Source organism: Micromonospora sp. NPDC047670 (genome assembly GCF_043204915.1).
In the GTDB taxonomy this organism is placed as follows: domain Bacteria; phylum Actinomycetota; class Actinomycetes; order Mycobacteriales; family Micromonosporaceae; genus Micromonospora.
The window spans coordinates 580,178-596,295 of record NZ_JBIDDA010000001.1 but is presented as its reverse complement, the minus strand read 5'-3'; the positions used below and the strand labels follow the sequence as shown (position 1 = coordinate 596,295).

The window sequence follows — 16,118 nt, the reverse complement described above, 5'->3', positions numbered from 1 at the left end:
GCCGTCGCGGACGACCCCTGCCGACCACTGATCGCACCCCAGACGTCCACAAGGTTCGTTGATCCGCCATCGGGCGTGTTGTTCAGTTCCCACCGGCACCGTCGACGACGACGAGGCTGAATCTCTGCTGAGCCGTAGGGGAGATCCACAGTGAACAGAACGAGGACGGTCCTGCGTCGGGTCGGCGCGACCGTGAGCGCGCTGCTTTTGGTCGCCGGTGCCGCTGTCGTCGGGGCCACGCCGGCCTCCGCCGCGAACTACTACTACGAGCTGCCGTACCCGGCCGGCGAGGCCTACCGGGTCACGCAGGGACCGGAGGGCACGTACTCGCACGTCGGCCCGTACAACGAGTACGCCTGGGACTTCGGCCTGCCGGCGAACTACGAGGTCTCCGCCTCCCAGGCGGGCACCATCATCATGTCGAACTGGTCGCCGTACTGGCAGAACGGCATCGAGGTGATCATCCGGCACTCGAACGGCCAGTGCACCCACTACGCCCACCTGAACCGGGCGATCTACAACGCGGGCACCTGGGTCCCGCAGGGCCGGGTCATCGGCTGGTCGGGCAGCACCGGCGCGTCCTCCGGGCCGCACCTGCACTTCCAGGTCATCAACTGCAGCACCCGCGTGGGCATCCCCGCCACGCTCCAGGGCTGGACCCCGTACACCGGCACCTGGCCGGTCAGCGTCAACTACTACGCCTGATCTGGTCCACCGAGGGTCCCCGCTCGCCGTGCTGACGGCGGGCGGGGCGGGCGGGTCCGGCGACCCGCTCCGGCCCTCCGGTCAGGGTGGGGTGGTCGCGACCGACTCCGCGGCACGCAGGCGGGCCACGGCACCGTCGAACAGGTTCCACCCGTCGCACTCGACGTGCCTGGGGTCGGTGGGTCGCCAGCCCCGGGCGAGCGCCTCGTCGAGCAGCGCCCGCACCGCGCCCGGCCGGTGCAGGTTCAGGTAGCCGTCACCGGTCGCCACCCCGCCGGAGTGCAGGAGACCGTCGGGCACCACGCGCCCCGGGCCCCCCATGAAGACGATCTCCAGCCGGCCCGGCGCGGCGTCGCGGCGCACCACGAGGCGCTCGCCGCAGCGCGGCGTACCGCCGTCGGCGCGAGCGACGTGGTGGCGGTGGCAGACCGTCCAGCGGTACGTCGCCTCGCCGACGACCAGCGCCCGTGCGCCCTTGCGACGTCCCACCCGGGCAGCGTACGTTCCCCGGGCGGGCCGGCCCGTCGGCAAATCTCACTCGATGGGAGACGGGTGACGGACGTACCGCGCGATCCACAGGCGAGGGATGACCTCGCTCTCACCGGCCGGCACGAAGCCGAAGGACTCGTACAGGGCTCTCGCCGGCAGGTTCGCCCTGCCGGTGGCCACGATCGTCCGCCGGTGACCCGCCAGGGCGAGCACCTCCCGCACCAACGCCCTGCCCACCCCCTGCCGGTGCGACGCGGGATCGACTACGAGCCGGTCGATGTCCACCTCCGCGTGGTCCTCGCTCCACGCGATCGCGCCGACCAGTCGTCGGCCGTCGTCGAAGGCGCCGAGCCATCGCAGCGGCGTTGCGCGCAGCCCGTCGAGCGTCTCGTGCAGGGGCGGGATGCGGTCGTCACCGATGATCGACGCCTCCACCGCGTACGCGGCCCGCTGCAACGACAACAGCGTCCGCGCCAGCAGCTCGTCGCCGCCGGGTTCGATCTCCGCGATCTCCACCGGATGAGTGAAGCACGGCCCGTCGACAGCGGGCTTGGCGTACCCGGCCGCGTGAGACCCGGCCGGGGTGAGTACGCGCGGACAAATGCCGGCGACACCGACCCGCTGCGGCGGCACACTGACCCGGTGCGCATCCGAGCGGTCCGTCAGACTGAGCTGTCCGTCCTGCGGGACATCGAACGCGCGGCCGGGGAGTGCTTCCGCGACGTCGGCATGCCGGAGATAGCCGACGACGAACCCCTGCCGCCCGACGTCCTCGCCCGCTACCAGCAGGCGGGCCGGGCCTGGGTCGCCGCCGACGCCACCGACGTGCCGGTCGGCTACCTCATCGCCGACGTCGTCGACGGCAACCTCCACGTCGAGCAGGTGTCGGTACACCCGCACAGCGCACGCCGCGGGGTGGGACGCCGACTGCTCGACCACCTCGCCGACCGGGCGACGGCCACCGGCGTACCGGCACTGACCCTCACGACGTTCGCTGACGTGCCGTGGAACGCCCCCTACTACGCGCGCTGCGGTTTCCTGACTCTCGACGACAGCGACCTCACGCCCGGTCTGCGGGCCGTCCGCGAACGTGAGGCCGCGCACGGGCTGGACCGCTGGCCCCGCGTCTGCATGCGGCGCGACCTGTGATCGATCCGGACGCCCGATCGGTCACGAATCCCCAAGGCGGCGCGACTGCCGCTCACGCACCTCCGGGTGCGGGCGCTCATCGTGGCCATCCCGGCGGCCGCCCGGTCAGCCGACCAGGTTTTCGCCCGCCGGGCGCGGGGACGCGGCTCGGGAGGGGCGCACGGCGCCCGGTCCGCCACAACCATTGGGAGGCGACACGAGCTTGGAGAGGGCAAACGACAAGGCCGAGCAGGTGGCCGGCCCCGCCCGGGCGCGGCTGGGCGACATGAACCGGGACGAGCGGGCGCAGACGGAACGGGTGATGCACCGCGACGAGATACGCGGCAAGCAGCCCGGCGAGCACGTCCAGGAGGACGCCCGGGACGCGAGGGACGACTTCACGACCTGATTCGGGCGCGGTGCCGCCCCCGGCCCGCGGATGGGGGCGGCGCGGTGCTCGGTGGTGCGGCCGAGGGGATCCTCTGGCGCCCCGGCCCTCACCGGCTACCCGCGTCGTCGGGAACCCGCGTCGAGCACCTTGCGGACCGAGTCCAGGACGAGTTGTGGCTGGCCGTAGTGCACGTAGTGATTGGTCGTCTCGGCGGTCAGGTGTGCTCCTCGGCTGGACAGCGCGGCCAGCCCGGCGTGGTGCTCGAGCACTTCGCGTGGTTGCCCGGCCGCGGAGATCACGACCACGGGCCAGGTTCCCCATGCCTCCGGACGTACCGTCGACCGCACCAGACGGGCGCTGTGCACGGACGCCGCGGCCTCCGCGGCGGAGGTCGCCATGCTGGTGCTTCGATAGACGACCGCGGCGTGCTCACGCACTGGCGAGGGTGCGTCGGCGCTGGCGGCGCTGCCCGGGAACAGGCGCACCACGCCGGTCCGGGCGGCGAACCGGAAGCCGGCCATCTGCACGCGGATGATCGGTACGCTCGCCTGCAGGGCGCCGGTCGCCCGCTCGTCGGTGACATCCACCAACACCAACCCGGCGGTTTCGGTTGGCCATCGATCGGCGAACAGGCGCACCACCTGCCCACCGAAGGAGTGACCGACCAGGACGAACGGCCCGCGTTCGCCAGCGGCGTCCAAGAGCGTGTGCAGTTCCTCGGCCAGTCGCCCGGCGTCTCGCCGGCCGGGCCCGGGTTCGCTCCACGCGTAACCGGCCCGGTCGTAGCCGCACGCCCGCACCCGGGCGGTTCCCGACGTGTCGGTCAGGCCCTGTTGAACCGTGGCCCAGGTCGTGGACGACTCGCCGAGCCCCGCTTCGAAGACCACGGTCGGCCCACCGCTGGCCGCTCCGGTGCAGTTCAGGTGCAGCCGGTGCCCCCCGACGTCGATCAACCGGCCCGGCGCCGGATGCCGCTGACCGTCACCGCGCCGCGACAGTGTCTCGTAGGTCCACCCGGCACCGGTCAACGCCACGGACACCGCCACCGACGCAGCGACAATCCGCAGCAGCAGTATCCGCCGGCGACGCGATCGGGCGGGACGCCGGAGCTCCGCCACGTCCGTTTCCTCGACACTCTTCCGCACGCCATCGACGCTAGGGAGCCGCGCCGACTCCGGGATCGTCCTCGCGTCGCGCCCGTCGTGCTACGTGCGTCGCGGCCGACCCCCGCCGCCCTCCGCCTTGCGGCCGAGAGGGCGGCTGCCACGGATGGGGAACTCCCCTACGGCGCACGATCCGACCTGCCTAATCGAGCGGCGTGCCGCCTCGTGGCTGCCTCCGGCGCTGCCAGCCCGATCGGCTGGGTGGCCGTCTCACGGGGACCCGCAGGTCATGCAGCACCCCGCCAAATCCGTGCTCAAGATTTACTCAAAGATCGACGAGGTTGCTCGTCGGCCCCGCACGCGTCGATTAACTTCCCTGCAACACCCGCACCCCGATCGAGGTGGAAGTGACTCACATGTCGAAATCCTGGTTCACCCGTACCGTGGTGGTCGGCAGCGTCGCCGTCGCGACGATCGTCGGCTCCAGCGGCGCCGCAATAGCCTCCGACAAGACGCTGACCCTTTCGGGAGGCCGCGGTTCGATGACTTTCATCGATGACGGTGACGTCTTCAAGGTCTGCGACACCCGAGCGGACGGTCATGGCGTCACGGGCGAGTTGTTCTACCGGTCGTGGCTCGAAACCACGAACAGGCTCGTGCTCACCGTCGACGACGGCGGTGACTCGGGCTGCGACAAGGCCGGGTACAACGTCGGAAACGACGGCTACTACCAGATGCGGGTGTGCTGGGACGGCTGGGACCCCATCGTGTCGTGCCAGTGGAGCGAGGAGTTCAACGAGTAGCACCTCCGCCGCCGCCCCTGGGCGGCGGCCAGCGGTGCGTTGATGAACGGGACAGGCGGACCCGTACGCCGCTCACGCTGTCGCGTCGCCTGTGCGGGTGAGACGCCGCCGCGGATCGGGTCCGCCGACCCGGCTGCTGCACGAGATCGACAAAGGCCGCCTCCGACGAGCGGAAACGGCCTTTGAACTGGGTGGAGCTGAGGGGATTTGAACCCCTGACCCCCTCGATGCGAACGAGGTGCGCTACCGGTCTGCGCCACAGCCCCTCCGCCGGCGAACCGGCTTCGGTCCCACCCGGCTGTCACCGGGCGGGCCGGCGACAAGGCTAACAGGTCCACCGCCTCCGCCGCGAATCCACCCCCGGCACGGCGAGATCTTGGCAGGAACAGGCCCCCAGAGGGGCCGATGCCCACCAAGATCGCCAGCGCGGCAGCCGGGCGGCAAGATCACCGACGCCGGACAGTTGAGGCGCGAAAAGGGCCGGTCAGGCGGAGTGGGTGCCGCGGCCGGACTGGTACGGGCGGCCCCGCAGGCCACCCGTGCGCCGGTAGGAGACGGAGCCGCCGTTGGCCGCCGCGGGCAGGTCGGTCGGCCGGTCCAGGCCCATCGCGGCGCGCCGTACCGCCTCGCGCTGGGCCGCCAGGCGGCGCTGCGCCTCCCGGCGGGCCGCCGCCCGGCGGGCCTGCTCCCGCCGCACCTCGGCCTGCCGGGCGGCCAGCCACGCCGCCTCCCGGGCGTGCGCCCGCCGCCGCCGGCGCTCCGCCACGGCCCGCGCCCGCAGGTGTACGACGTACGCGACCAGCAGGGCGGCGGTGACGCCGAAGCTGATCCAGAAGCCGGGGCTGACCACGATCACGCCGATCAGCTCGACGAAGTTGAGCAGCAGCAGTGCGGCGAGCACCCGACGCCGGCGGTAGACGGCGGGGGTGTGCTGCCGGCGGGGCGGGGGCCGGCGGCGGGTCTTCTTCGCGGCGGGCGGCACGGCGCGCAGCCGGCTCGACCGACGGGCGGCGGGCGGCGCCGAGACCGGGGCGGCGAGACCGCCCGTGCTCTTGTCTTCACTGAGTGTGACGATGAGCGAGCGGGGCGGGTGGACCGGACGCCGCCCCGGGACAGTACGACGCCGCCGGCGGCGCTGGAGCACCCGCGCCGTCGACTGCGCCCGCTCCGCCACCAGCCGCTCGGTGGCGTCGTACCGGCGGACCAGTGCCGGCGCGAGGGCGAGCAGGCCGGCGGCGGCGAGGACGGCGAGGAGCACCGAGGTCGGCACCCTCACCCCTCCCGTCACCGAATTCGGAGCAACCGCCGCCCGACCGCAGGATCTTCCACCGATCGTGGTCGGGTGCGTGGATCGTACGGGCGGAGCAGCGCTTGCCACAGCTTGCAGTCACTTGAGGTTACGGGCCGCCGACGCGGATGGTGACGCGCCGCGCCGATCCCGCCCGTGGGACGGCTCACCCCGTGGTGGCGCGGATGCGGTGCCAGCGGGCCAGCAGCCCGCCCTCGGCCGCGACCTCCTCGCTGGTCATCGCGTATCCGATGTGGTCCCGCCACGCACCGTCGATGTGCATGTACCGCACGTGGTACGACTCCTCGCGGAAACCCAGCTTCTCCACCACCCGCCGGGACGGCCGGTTCTCCGGGCGGATGTTCACCTCGACCCGGTGCAGTCCGCCCGGGCCGAAGGCGTGGTCGACGGCGAGCGCCATCGCGGTCGGGATGATGCCGCGGCCGGCGACCCGGGAGTCCACCCAGTAGCCGACGTACCCGGAGCAGAACGCCCGCCGCACGATGCTGCCGACGTTGAGGTGCCCGACGAGCCGCTCGCGCCCGTCCTCGCGCAGGCAGACCGCGAACGGCATCCCCTCGCCGGTGCGCGCCGAGCGGCGCTGGTCGCGGTGCACCCAGCGGAACGAGGCCGGCGAGTTCGACTCGTGCCAGCTTCCCGGCAGGGACGACTCCCACGGCGCGAGCCACTCCCGGTTGGCGCGGCGCACCTCCGACCAGGCGGCGGCGTCCGAGCGCCGGTAGGGCCGCAGCACGACCGGACCGTCGGCCAGCACCGCCGGCCAGCCCGGCGCCCGCCCACCCCCGAACAGATTCACCGGGTCAGCTTCCGCTCGCGACCGCGCGCTCGCAAGACCGCCCCCCGCGCGCGCCGGACCGACCGTCCGCCCGCGACCGGGACGTCCCGCTCACCGGCGCCGGTCCAGCAGGAGGACGTCCACGGTGGACCCGGCCGCCGCGGTGGTCACCCGCTCACCGAGCACCATCAGGCCGTTCGCCTCGGCCAACCCCGAGAGGGTGTACGGCCCGCCGTTGAGCGGCTGGACCGTGTATCCGCCGCCGCGCCGCTCGGCCACGTGGGCGGGGCGGAACTCGCGCAGCCCCACCGGAGACGAGATCGTCTCCAGCAGGTGCGCGCGGACGCTGGGCCGGAACACCGGCTCCGCCCCGGCCAGCAGGTTTATCGCCGGACGGGCCAGCACCTCAAAGCCGATCAGGGCCGCGCCCGTGTCGCCGGGCAGGCAGACCACCGGCACCTCCTCGGCGCCGACCGTGCCGAAGCCGAGCGCCGTGCCCGGATAGAGCGCCACCTCGGTGAACGTGACCGGGCCGGCCCGGCCGCCCTCGCGGCGGGAGAGGATCCGGCGCACCATGTCGCCCGGCCCGGTGCCGGTGCCCCCGGTGGTGATGATGAGGTCGGCCCGCAGCGTCTGGTCCTCCAGCAGCCCGCGCAGCCCCTCCGGGTCGTCGTCGCAGATGCCCACCCGGTACGCCAGCGCGCCCACCTCGGCCGCCGCCGCGGTAAGCGCGTGCGAGTTGGCGTCGACCGTCTGGCCGGGCTGGCTGCCCCGGCCCACGTCGACCAGCTCGTCGCCGGTGGCCACGATGACCACCCGGGGGCTGGGCCGGACCACCACGTGCCCGATGCCGGTGGCGGCGAACACCGCGACCAGCGCCGGGGAGACGTAGGTGCCGGCCCGGGCGAGCAGCGTGCCGGCGGGCAGCTCCTCGCCGGCCCGGCGCACCCCGTACCCCCGCTTGGGGACGCGGAAGATCTCCACGGCGGCCATGCCCTGGTCGGTCCACTCGACGGGGACCACCACGTCCGCGGCGAGCGGCAGCGGCGCCCCGGCGGCGACGGAGAAGCACGCGCCGGGGGTGAGCCGGACCGGGCGCCAGCTCGCCGCGCCGAGGTCACCGACGACGTTGAGCCGCACGTTGCGCCCGCCCGGCCCGCCCGACTGGGTCGGGACGTAGCCCACGCCCCGACCGCCGCCGGAGATGTCCTCCCAGCGGGCCGCGTACCCGTCCACGGCCGCCTGGTCGAAGGCCGGGAAGGAGTGCGGCGCGACGACGTCCTCGGCGAGGACGTTGCCGTGCGCCTGGGTGAGGTCGAGGTCGAGTGGAGGCAGCGCGCGTAACCTGCGCAGCACGCTGCCCAGGTAGTCGGCGAGCGGCGTCAACTCGTTCGCGGCCGCCTCGGCGTCGGCCGACGCTGTCATGTACCAGTCACGCCCGACGCGTCGGCGTTGACGAACTCGGCCAGCCACTTGCGGAACTCGCCGCCGAGGTCGTCGCGCTCGGCAGCGATCTGCACCACGGTCTGGAGGTAGCCCAGCGGCATGCCGGTGTCGTAGCGGGTGCCCCGGTAGACGATCGCGTGCACCGGCGTGCCCTCGTTGCGCAGCAGTTCCATCGCGTCGGTCAGCTGGATCTCCCCGCCGCTGCCCGGCTTCGTCCGCCGGATGGCGTCGAAGATGCTGGGCGGCAGCACGTAGCGACCCAGCACCGCGAGGTTGCTCGGCGCGTCCTCCGGCTTGGGCTTCTCCACCATGCCGGTGACCCGGACGACCTCGCCGATGTCGGTCAGCGCCGCCTCGGCCGGCTCGACCGAGGCGATGCCGTAGCGCTTGGTCTCGGACGGGTCGACCTCGAAGAAGGCCAGCACCACGCCGCCGGTGCGCGCCTGGAGTTCCAACATGGCCGGCAGCAGCGGCTCGGACTGCTTCACGAACTCGTCGCCCAACAGCACCGCGAAGGGCTGGTCGCCGACGTGCGACTCGGCGTACCCGACGGCGTGGCCGAGGCCGAGCTGCTCGGGCTGCCGGCAGGTGTAGATCTCGGCCAGCTCGCTGGGGCGGCGCACGGCGGCCAACCGCTCGGCGTCGCCCTTCTCCTCCAGCCGGGCCTCCAGGTCGGGGCGGCGGTCGAAGTGGTCCACCATCGACGTCTTGCCCCGCCCGGTGATCAGCAGGACGTCGCCGATGCCGGCCTGGGTGGCCTCCTCGACGATGTACTGCAGCACCGGCCGGTCGACCACCGGGAGCAGCTCCTTGGGCACCGCCTTCGTGGCCGGCAGGAACCGGGTGGCCAGTCCGGCGGCCGGGATGACGGCCTTGACCGCGCGGGGGCGACCGGTTGCGGCGGTCGCCGATGAGGGGTTCGCTGAGTGCTCCGACATGTCGCGAGACTATCGGCCACGGCTCTGCCGTGGAGGGTGAGGACCGGAAGACGCGCCGCCGCTCGTGCCGGGCCGCGCGGGACCGGGTCCGGCCGGCGCGTTCCGGGGGTCGGCACCGGGCCCGGGGGGCGCGGTACGCGGGTCGGCGTCGGCCGGATCGGCCGGATCCGGGCGGGTCCGGGCCGGCTGGCGCGGGGCGCCGGCGCGCGGCATCCCGTCCTCGGGACTGACCGCGCCCGCGGGAACGGGGATCTCCAGGGCCGGCGGGTCGCCCCGCCCGTCGGCGTCCCATCCGTCGCCGGCCCGCCCGCCGTCGCCCCGCCCGTCCTCGCTCCGCCCGTCGCCGGCCCGCCCGTCGCCGGCCCGCCCATCCTCGCCCCGCCCGTCGCCGGCCCGCTCGCCGTCGCCCCGCCCGGGAGTGGTCCGCTCCCCGGCGATCCGCCAGGTGTCCCGGCCGGCCGCCTTGGCGGCGTAGAGCGCGTCGTCGGCGGCGTCCAGCACCTCCTGGCCGGTGCCCGCGTGGTCGGGATAGACGGCGATGCCGATGGAGACGGTGACCGCGATGGCCACGGGCGCGCTCCCGCCGTGCCCGTCGGCCGCCATCGGGGCCTCCCGGACGGCCGCGCCGAGCCGCTCCGCGACGATCGCCGCACCCCGGGCGTCGGTCTCCGGCAGCAGCACCACGAACTCCTCGCCGCCCTGCCGGAAGGCGAGGTCGACCTCGCGGATCTCGCCGCGTACCCGGCGGGCGAACTCGGCCAGCACGGCGTCGCCCGCCGCGTGCCCGTGCGTGTCGTTGACGTCCTTGAACCGGTCCAGGTCGAGGGCGAGGACGCTGAGCATCCGGCCGAACCGGCTCGCCCGCTCGACCTCCCGGCGAATCGACTCCCGCAGGTAGCGGTAGTTCCACAGCCCGGTGAGCGGGTCGGTCAGCGAGAGCCGCTGCGCCTCCTCGTGCACCCGTACGTTGTCGACCGCCACGGCGGCGTGTCCGGCGAAGGTCCGCAGGGTGACCAGGTCGTCGTCGTCGAACTCGTCCGCGCCGAGCCGGTCGTAGAGGGCGAGCACGCCGAGCGCCCCGGTGGGGGCCGCCGGCTCCGACCCGGGACGGGCGGGCGGCCCGTCCCGGGCGGCGTCGGCCGCGCCCGTCGCGCCCGGGGCGGCGAACGGCACCGCGATGTACGTCCGGCAGCGCGGCTCGCCGGGCGGCACGGTGGACGGCTCCACCCGGCCGCGCCGCGGCTCTCCCGTCGCCGCGACGGCCCCGACCACGCCACTGCCCAGCGGCACCCGCAGCGGCCCGGCCCCCCCGTCCGGCGGGCAGCGGTCGTCCAGCCCCTCGGTGCACTGCGCGACGAGCACCCCGCCGTCGTCGACCAGCAGCACCGCGCCGGCCCGGGCACCCGTCGCCGCGATCGCGCTGTGCAGGATCACCCGCAGGATGCGTTGCAGGTCGTGCGTGCTGGCCAGGGTGTCCCCCAGCACCGCCAGGTGCCCGCGCAGCTGGTCCCGGCTGCTGGTCAGCGCCGCCACGTAGGTGCCCGTCTCCCGGGTCATCCGGTTGAACGCGCCGGCCAGCCGGCCGATCTCGTCCCGGCTGCGCACCGGCACCCGGGCGGTCAGGTCGCCGCGGGCCACCCGGTCCACCGCCCCGGCGAGCTCCACCAGCGGGCGGGTGGTCACCCGGGCCAGCCGCCAGGCGGCCACCACGGCCAGCAAAGCCGCCACCAGCACCGCCGCGAGCAGCGCGGCGTACAGGCCGGGCGGCTGGTCGCTGGGGACCGAGAGCACCAGCGGCAGGGGCTGCCCGGCGGACGGGCCGACCCGGCGGACGTACCGGCCGTCGGCGGTCTCGGTGACCCGCTCGCCGTGGAGCGAACCGGCGGCGGCGAGCACGGCGTCGCGTACCCCGGTCGACTCGGTGCTGTGGGCGAGCCGGACGGGCGCCTCCGCGTCGTCGAGCAGGGTGACCGCCACGCCGGTCACGGCCGCGAGCCGCGTCACGAAGGCCGGGTCGACCGGGTGCGCGGCGGCGACCGTGCCCAGCGACCCGCCGGACCGGTCGCGCAGGTCGACCCGGGCGGCGAGCGCCCGCACCGGGCCACCGGTCGGCGCGGCGGCGGAGCAGTCCCGCCAGGGTTCGGCCGGCCCGCCGGGCGTCGCGTAGGTGACCCGGCCGGTCCCGTCGGTGACCCGCACGGCGGCCGCCAGGCCACGGCTGACCACCTGGCTCGCGGCACCGGACCGGTCACCGGTCAGGGCGACCGCGTCGGCGGCGGCCCGCAGCTGCTGGCAGAGGGCGTCGACCGAGGTGCGCACGGTCGCGGCGGCCACCGCGAGCCGCTCGGTGGAGCGGCTCCGGTCGACGGCGACCACGGTCGAGCCGACGAAGAACGCCCCGAGCACCACCGGGCCGAGCACCACCGCCAGGAAGGCTGTGGTCAACCGCCCGCGTAGCGTCACTCGGTCCCCCCGGAAGTTCCGCCGCCGTCGCTTGCGATGCTGACACAGAGCAACCAGGTGACAAACGTTGCGTCAGGAGTGTTGCGTGCCCGATTTTTCTGATGAAGCGGAAGCGGCGAAGCGGGACGCCCGCGCCGCCGTGCTCGCCGCCCGCCGGTCGCTGACCGCTCCCCGGCGGGCCGAGGCCGCCGGGCGCGTCCAGGCCGAGCTGGTGGCACTCGTACGCCGGATGCGCCCGCGCCGGATGACGGCGTACGTGCCGATCGGCTCCGAGCCGGGCGGGCCCGACCTGCCGGCGGTGCTGCACGCGGCGCTGCCGCCGGGAGCCGAGCTGCTGCTGCCGGTGCTCTGCGACGACCTCGACCTGGACTGGGCGGCCTGGACCGGGCCGGACGCGCTGGTGGCCGCCGGCCGGGGCATGCGGGAGCCGGCCGGGCCGCGGCTGGGCCGGGACGCGGTGGCCGGGGCGGAGCTGGTGGTGGTGCCGGCGCTCGCGGTGGACCGCCGGGGCCTGCGGCTGGGCCGGGGCGGCGGCTCGTACGACCGGGCGCTCGCCCGGGTGCCGGCGACCGCGCTGACCGTGGTCCCGCTGCACGACGGCGAACTGGTCGGGACGCTGCCCGCCGAGCCGCACGACCGCCCGGTGCGCGCGGTGGTCACCCCCGCCGACGGCCTGCGTACGCTGGACGCCGCCCCCGGGGGCGCGGCGGGTGTCGCGCCCCACACTTCCGCTGGACGAATCCGGGGGCGATGACGCACCATTGGCACTCGAAGACGTCGAGTGCCAACCGGCCGTGCCAGATCCGGAGGAGACCGTGCCCACGTACCAGTACGCCTGCACCGCGTGCGGCCACCAGCTCGAGGCGGTGCAGTCCTTCTCTGACGAGCCGCTGACCGAGTGCCCGGCGTGCGAGGGGCGGCTGCGCAAGCTCTTCAACTCGGTGGGCATCGTGTTCAAGGGCTCGGGCTTCTACCGCACCGACTCGCGCTCGTCCGGCGCCGACACCGGCAAGAACGGCGGCGCCGCCAAGCCGGCTAAGTCCGACTCGTCCTCCTCCGGCGGCGACTCCGGCTCGTCGGCCGGCTCGACCGCCGCCTCCTCCTCGTCCTCCTCGGCGTCGTCGAGCAGCTCGAACGGCTCCGGCGGCGGGGCGAGCAAGACCCCGGCCGCCAGCACCGCCAGCGCCTCCTGACCCACGCCGCACCGACCCGGGGCCGGTTCCTCCCGCCGCCCCGGGTTCTTCCTGGCCGACCACGCCGCCTCCGTTTTTCCTGGCCGACCACGCCGTCCCGGGTTCTCCGTGGCCGACCAGGGTCGCCGCGGTCTCGGCGTCCCTGAGTCACCGGGGTCTCGGCGCTCCCGAGGCCGCGCCATGGCCTGCGTACCCTCTCCGTGGCCGCGGGTGCGCACCCGGCAGGCGGAGTTGCTGCCGCCGGGTCACGCCACCCGGCCGCGGTTGTCCACAGGGCCGGGCCGTCATCCACAGGCTGGGGGACGTTGTCCACAGGCCGGACGGGATTCTCCACAGACCGGCCCGGTGTCTCCCCGTAACCGGGTGCCCGGAAGGTAGAGGTCTTCCAAGACGGCTCGGTCTTCCACAGGCCGGCGGGTCCGGCAGGCCGGGCGAGCGGGTCCGACCCGGGCGGACGGGTCCGGCACGACCCGGGCTAACGGGTCAGACCCGGCCGGGCGAGCGGCTCCGGCACGACCCGGGCAAGCGGTTCGACCCGGCCAGGCGAGCGGGTCCGACCGGCCAGGCGGTTCAGTCCCAGTGCGGGGGGCGCTCGGCCAGCAGCCAGTCGTCGTTGCCGCCGGAGCGTTCGCCCCAGCCCCGGTCGGTGTCGTCGGCGGTCTGCTCGGGCAGCACCACGAAGTCGTCGCTCAGGTCGACCGTGCGGTCGTCGTCGCCGCGTACCGCGGGCGTCCCCGGAAACTCGGTGCTCACGAGCGGCAAGACTAACGCAGCGGCGGCCGGTCACCGGCGCCGAGCCGGTGGGCCCGCCGCGTCCGGCCCGTCGCCGGGCCGCGGCGTTGGTAGCGTCGGACGGCGTGACGACCCCCACCTCCGGCAGCGCCCCGGACGAGTACTGGCGGCGGCCCGACACCGCGCCGGAGCAGTCCACGGCCCCGGCCGCACCGACGCCGGGCCGACCGGCGCCCGCGGGCCGCTACACGGGCCCGCCGGCGGCCACCCCGCCCCCGGCCGGGTGGCGACCGCCGGTGCACCTGCGACCGCCGCCGCCTCGGCGGCTGCCCCCGCAGGACATGGCCGGACTGGACGCGGCGGAACAGCGGGCGCAGCGACTCACGTACGGCGTCGGCGCGGTGGCCGGCGCGGTGCTCCTGGTCCTCGTCTGCGTGCTCTGCTCCCGACTCCTCTTCTGACCCACCCCCGCCCCTCTCCCTCTCTCTCAGGCGCGATCTTGCACTTGCTGCCCCGACATACTCCGCGAACGGGGCGAAAGGAGGCCGAAAGTGCAAGATCGCGGGGAGGGTGACGGGGGGCGAGTCAGATGGTGTTGCCCCAGACCGCCTCGGCGCCGGAGTGGCCGGTGAGGTAGACGTAGACGAGGCTGGCGACGCCGAGCGCGACCACGACGACCGACAGCACCGGGGTGACCCAGGACGGCAGCTTCGGCACCCGCGGGTGCCCGCTCGTCACCGCGAGCAGCAGCAGCGACACCACGGCCAGCGGCAGGACGTACCGGAACAGGATGTCACCGTAGCGGGAGTGCTCGAAGATCTGGTCCACGATCGGGCCCTGCATGCCCCGCGCGACGAACGCGTCGGTCAACTCCTCGCCGGACTCGACCGCGACGAAGGCCGTCACCGGCGCCGCCACGGCGAGGATCGCCACCGCCCAGTCCAGCCGGGGCCGGAACCGGGGCAGCGCCACGTACGCGGCGGAGAGCAGGGCCAGCAGCGGCACGAGCACGACGACCGCGTGCACCACCAGCACATGGGCCGGCAGGCCCAGGATCTCCTTGAACATCGACACCTCCGGCGGTACGCGGTCGCGGGCTGCCAGCGTACGGTGCGCCGGTCGACCCGCCCCAGGCCCTGTCGACCGGCTACACGCGCCCCGGACCGCTCCGGTTCACCGCCCGCAGCACCGAGCTGGCTGTGGCCGCGGCCACCTCGCGCCGGAGGCAGGTTGTCGGCCTCGTGACCGCGTGCTGTCATTGGCACGTGTCCGGTGGCGAGGAGCTCCTCCGGTCGAGGGGCCTGCGGGTCACCCGGCCGCGCCTCGCCGTGCTCGACGTACTGGCCGGCGGTGGCCACCTCGAGGTGGACGAGATCACCCGGCGGGTCCGCGAGCGCCTCGACTCCGTCTCCACCCAGGCGGTCTACGACGTGCTCGGCGCGCTGTCCCGGGCCGGGCTGTCCCGCCGGATCGAGCCGGCCGGCAGCCCCGCCCGCTACGAGGCGCGGGCCGGCGACAACCACCACCACGTGGTCTGCCGGGGCTGCGGCGAGATCGCCGACATCGACTGCGCGGTCGGTAGCGCGCCCTGCCTGGACCCGGACATCGCCCACGGGTTCGAGGTGGACGAGGCGGAAGTGACCTTCTGGGGCCTCTGCCCGACCTGCCAGGCCCGTCGCTCCGCCGACGACTGAACGCCGCCCGGGGCGGGTCGTCGCGGGGCGTGGCACGCTTGGGCGGTGGACTCCGATGACCTCGGTCTCTTCGGTCCGGGTTCGGTCACGTGGAAGGTGCACGAGGAGCCGATCCTGATCGTCGCCGGCCTGCGCTCGCTCTACCTCCAGGCACTGCACCCGCGCGCGATGGCGGGGGTTGCGCAGAACAGCGACTACCGCTCCGACGCCTGGGGTCGCCTGGTGCGCACCGCCACCTACGTGGGGACCACCATCTACGGCACCACCGCCGAGGCGGAGGCCGCCGGACGGCGGGTACGCCGGCGGCACGCCCGCATGCGGGCCAGCGACCCGTTCACCGGGGAGGAGTTCCGCGTCGACGATCCCGACCTGCTGCGCTGGGTGCACGTCACCGAGATCGAGTCGTTCCTCGACACGGCCCGCCGGGCGGGGCTGCCCCTGACCGCCGACGAGATCGACGGCTACTACACCGAGCAGCGGCGGGCCGCCGCCCTGGTCGGCCTCGATCCGCAGACGGTCCCCGGCACCGCCGCCGAGGTGGCCGCCTACTACCGGCGGATCCGCCCGGAGCTGCGGATCACCCGCGAGGCGGCCGAGACGGCGCTGTTCCTCACCGCTCCACCGATCCCGTGGAAGCTCAGTCTGCCCGCCCGGATCGGGCTCAACCTGGGGCCGCCGCGCTGGGCGTACTTCGGCATCGCCGGGACCGCGTTCGCGCTGCTGCCGGCCTGGGCCCGCCGGATGTACGGCGGGCTCGGCCTGCCGACCACCACGCTCTCGGCCGACCTGACCGTGCGGGCGCTGCGGTTGACCCTCGCCGCGGTGCCGCGCCGCTGGCGGGAGGGGCCGTTGCAGCAGGCCGCGAAGGAACGCGCCGCCCGCCTCGCCGACACGCCCGCCTGAGCGCCGCCGACGCGCCCCGCCCGAGCCGGGTGGGGTCGGTCGGTCC

Annotated in this window: 18 protein-coding genes, 1 tRNA gene and 1 pseudogene; 9 read left to right on the top strand and 11 right to left on the bottom strand. The window is 74.7% G+C overall.

From position 1 onward, the window contains the following. The first annotated feature begins 150 nt into the window (after positions 1-150). Positions 151-705 (top strand): M23 family metallopeptidase, encoded by a 555-nt coding sequence (locus ACGF7U_RS02895; RefSeq protein WP_393102365.1) that lies wholly within the window; start codon positions 151-153, stop codon positions 703-705. Positions 706-786: 81 nt separating this feature from the next. Here the strand turns inward: ACGF7U_RS02895 and ACGF7U_RS02890 are convergent, their stop codons facing one another. Next, positions 787-1,194, bottom strand: a complete 408-nt coding sequence (locus ACGF7U_RS02890; protein ID WP_393102364.1) for a hypothetical protein — start codon at positions 1,192-1,194, stop codon at positions 787-789. Between the two features lie 45 nt (positions 1,195-1,239). Further along, positions 1,240-1,710, bottom strand: a complete 471-nt coding sequence (locus tag ACGF7U_RS02885) for a GNAT family N-acetyltransferase (RefSeq protein ID WP_393102363.1) — start codon at positions 1,708-1,710, stop codon at positions 1,240-1,242. Between the two features lie 126 nt (positions 1,711-1,836). Here ACGF7U_RS02885 and ACGF7U_RS02880 point away from each other — a divergent pair, with 126 nt between their 5' ends. After that, positions 1,837-2,343, top strand: a complete 507-nt coding sequence (locus ACGF7U_RS02880) for a GNAT family N-acetyltransferase (RefSeq protein ID WP_393102362.1) — start codon at positions 1,837-1,839, stop codon at positions 2,341-2,343. A gap of 202 nt (positions 2,344-2,545) precedes the next feature. After that, complete coding sequence (locus ACGF7U_RS02875) at positions 2,546-2,731, top strand: general stress protein CsbD (RefSeq protein WP_393102361.1); 186 nt, start codon at positions 2,546-2,548, stop codon at positions 2,729-2,731. 95 nt (positions 2,732-2,826) lie between these two features. On the opposite strand, the gene ACGF7U_RS02870 is transcribed toward ACGF7U_RS02875, so the two are convergent. Next, on the bottom strand, positions 2,827-3,858 hold the full coding sequence (locus tag ACGF7U_RS02870; RefSeq protein WP_393102360.1) for an alpha/beta fold hydrolase: 1,032 nt from the start codon (positions 3,856-3,858) through the stop codon (positions 2,827-2,829). Between the two features lie 374 nt (positions 3,859-4,232). On the opposite strand from ACGF7U_RS02870, the gene ACGF7U_RS02865 reads away from it, so the two are divergent. Further along, the gene (locus ACGF7U_RS02865; protein WP_393102359.1) at positions 4,233-4,619 is read left to right on the top strand and encodes a hypothetical protein; all 387 of its coding nucleotides are present in this window, start codon (positions 4,233-4,235) and stop codon (positions 4,617-4,619) included. Between the two features lie 192 nt (positions 4,620-4,811). Here ACGF7U_RS02865 and ACGF7U_RS02860 read toward each other — a convergent pair. From ACGF7U_RS02860 to ACGF7U_RS02835, 6 genes and pseudogenes are all read right to left on the bottom strand, one after another. Continuing rightward, positions 4,812-4,885 (bottom strand) — tRNA-Ala (locus ACGF7U_RS02860). A gap of 218 nt (positions 4,886-5,103) precedes the next feature. Next, on the bottom strand, positions 5,104-5,895 hold the full coding sequence (locus tag ACGF7U_RS02855) for a hypothetical protein (protein WP_393102358.1): 792 nt from the start codon (positions 5,893-5,895) through the stop codon (positions 5,104-5,106). 178 nt (positions 5,896-6,073) lie between these two features. Next, complete coding sequence (locus ACGF7U_RS02850) at positions 6,074-6,682, bottom strand: GNAT family N-acetyltransferase (RefSeq protein ID WP_393102915.1); 609 nt, start codon at positions 6,680-6,682, stop codon at positions 6,074-6,076. Positions 6,683-6,814: 132 nt separating this feature from the next. Next, positions 6,815-8,128 (bottom strand): gephyrin-like molybdotransferase Glp, encoded by a 1,314-nt coding sequence (glp, locus tag ACGF7U_RS02845; protein ID WP_393102357.1) that lies wholly within the window; start codon positions 8,126-8,128, stop codon positions 6,815-6,817. Further along, a complete protein-coding gene (locus ACGF7U_RS02840) occupies positions 8,125-9,087 on the bottom strand; it encodes a UTP--glucose-1-phosphate uridylyltransferase (protein ID WP_393102356.1) in 963 nt (320 codons plus the stop codon). The genes glp and ACGF7U_RS02840 overlap by 4 nt, the downstream gene beginning before the upstream one ends. A 9-nt stretch (positions 9,088-9,096) precedes the next feature. Beyond that, positions 9,097-11,550: pseudogene (locus ACGF7U_RS02835) on the bottom strand (diguanylate cyclase). Positions 11,551-11,635: 85 nt separating this feature from the next. Between ACGF7U_RS02835 and ACGF7U_RS02830 the strand changes: the two are divergent. Then, the gene (locus tag ACGF7U_RS02830) at positions 11,636-12,304 is read left to right on the top strand and encodes a 5-formyltetrahydrofolate cyclo-ligase (protein WP_393102355.1); all 669 of its coding nucleotides are present in this window, start codon (positions 11,636-11,638) and stop codon (positions 12,302-12,304) included. A gap of 61 nt (positions 12,305-12,365) precedes the next feature. Further along, the gene (locus tag ACGF7U_RS02825) at positions 12,366-12,743 is read left to right on the top strand and encodes an FmdB family zinc ribbon protein (RefSeq protein WP_393102354.1); all 378 of its coding nucleotides are present in this window, start codon (positions 12,366-12,368) and stop codon (positions 12,741-12,743) included. A 570-nt stretch (positions 12,744-13,313) separates the two neighbouring features. On the opposite strand, the gene ACGF7U_RS02820 is transcribed toward ACGF7U_RS02825, so the two are convergent. Continuing rightward, positions 13,314-13,496 carry a hypothetical protein gene (locus ACGF7U_RS02820; RefSeq protein ID WP_091107652.1) on the bottom strand — a complete coding sequence of 61 codons (183 nt, stop codon included), beginning with the start codon at positions 13,494-13,496 and terminating at the stop codon, positions 13,314-13,316. Between the two features lie 104 nt (positions 13,497-13,600). Between ACGF7U_RS02820 and ACGF7U_RS02815 the strand changes: the two genes are divergently transcribed. Continuing rightward, on the top strand, positions 13,601-13,936 hold the full coding sequence (locus ACGF7U_RS02815; RefSeq protein WP_393102353.1) for a hypothetical protein: 336 nt from the start codon (positions 13,601-13,603) through the stop codon (positions 13,934-13,936). A 124-nt stretch (positions 13,937-14,060) separates the two neighbouring features. Here ACGF7U_RS02815 and ACGF7U_RS02810 read toward each other — a convergent pair whose 3' ends face one another. After that, positions 14,061-14,543 (bottom strand): DUF2231 domain-containing protein, encoded by a 483-nt coding sequence (locus tag ACGF7U_RS02810; protein ID WP_393102352.1) that lies wholly within the window; start codon positions 14,541-14,543, stop codon positions 14,061-14,063. A 197-nt stretch (positions 14,544-14,740) separates the two neighbouring features. Here ACGF7U_RS02810 and ACGF7U_RS02805 point away from each other — a divergent pair, with 197 nt between their 5' ends. Further along, positions 14,741-15,169, top strand: a complete 429-nt coding sequence (locus tag ACGF7U_RS02805) for a Fur family transcriptional regulator (RefSeq protein ID WP_393102351.1) — start codon at positions 14,741-14,743, stop codon at positions 15,167-15,169. 45 nt (positions 15,170-15,214) lie between these two features. After that, positions 15,215-16,072 (top strand): oxygenase MpaB family protein, encoded by an 858-nt coding sequence (locus tag ACGF7U_RS02800; protein ID WP_393102350.1) that lies wholly within the window; start codon positions 15,215-15,217, stop codon positions 16,070-16,072. Positions 16,073-16,118 lie beyond the last annotated feature (46 nt).

Bases quoted from the DNA above. Each gene is read 5' to 3' on its own strand.
- ACGF7U_RS02865 (WP_393102359.1), top strand. From the start codon at position 4,233: ATGTCGAAATCCTGGTTCACCCGTACCGTGGTGGTCGGCAGCGTCGCC.
- glp (WP_393102357.1), bottom strand. From the start codon at position 8,128: ATGACAGCGTCGGCCGACGCCGAGGCGGCCGCGAACGAGTTGACGCCG.
- ACGF7U_RS02840 (WP_393102356.1), bottom strand. From the start codon at position 9,087: ATGTCGGAGCACTCAGCGAACCCCTCATCGGCGACCGCCGCAACCGGT.
- ACGF7U_RS02810 (WP_393102352.1), bottom strand. From the start codon at position 14,543: ATGTTCAAGGAGATCCTGGGCCTGCCGGCCCATGTGCTGGTGGTGCAC.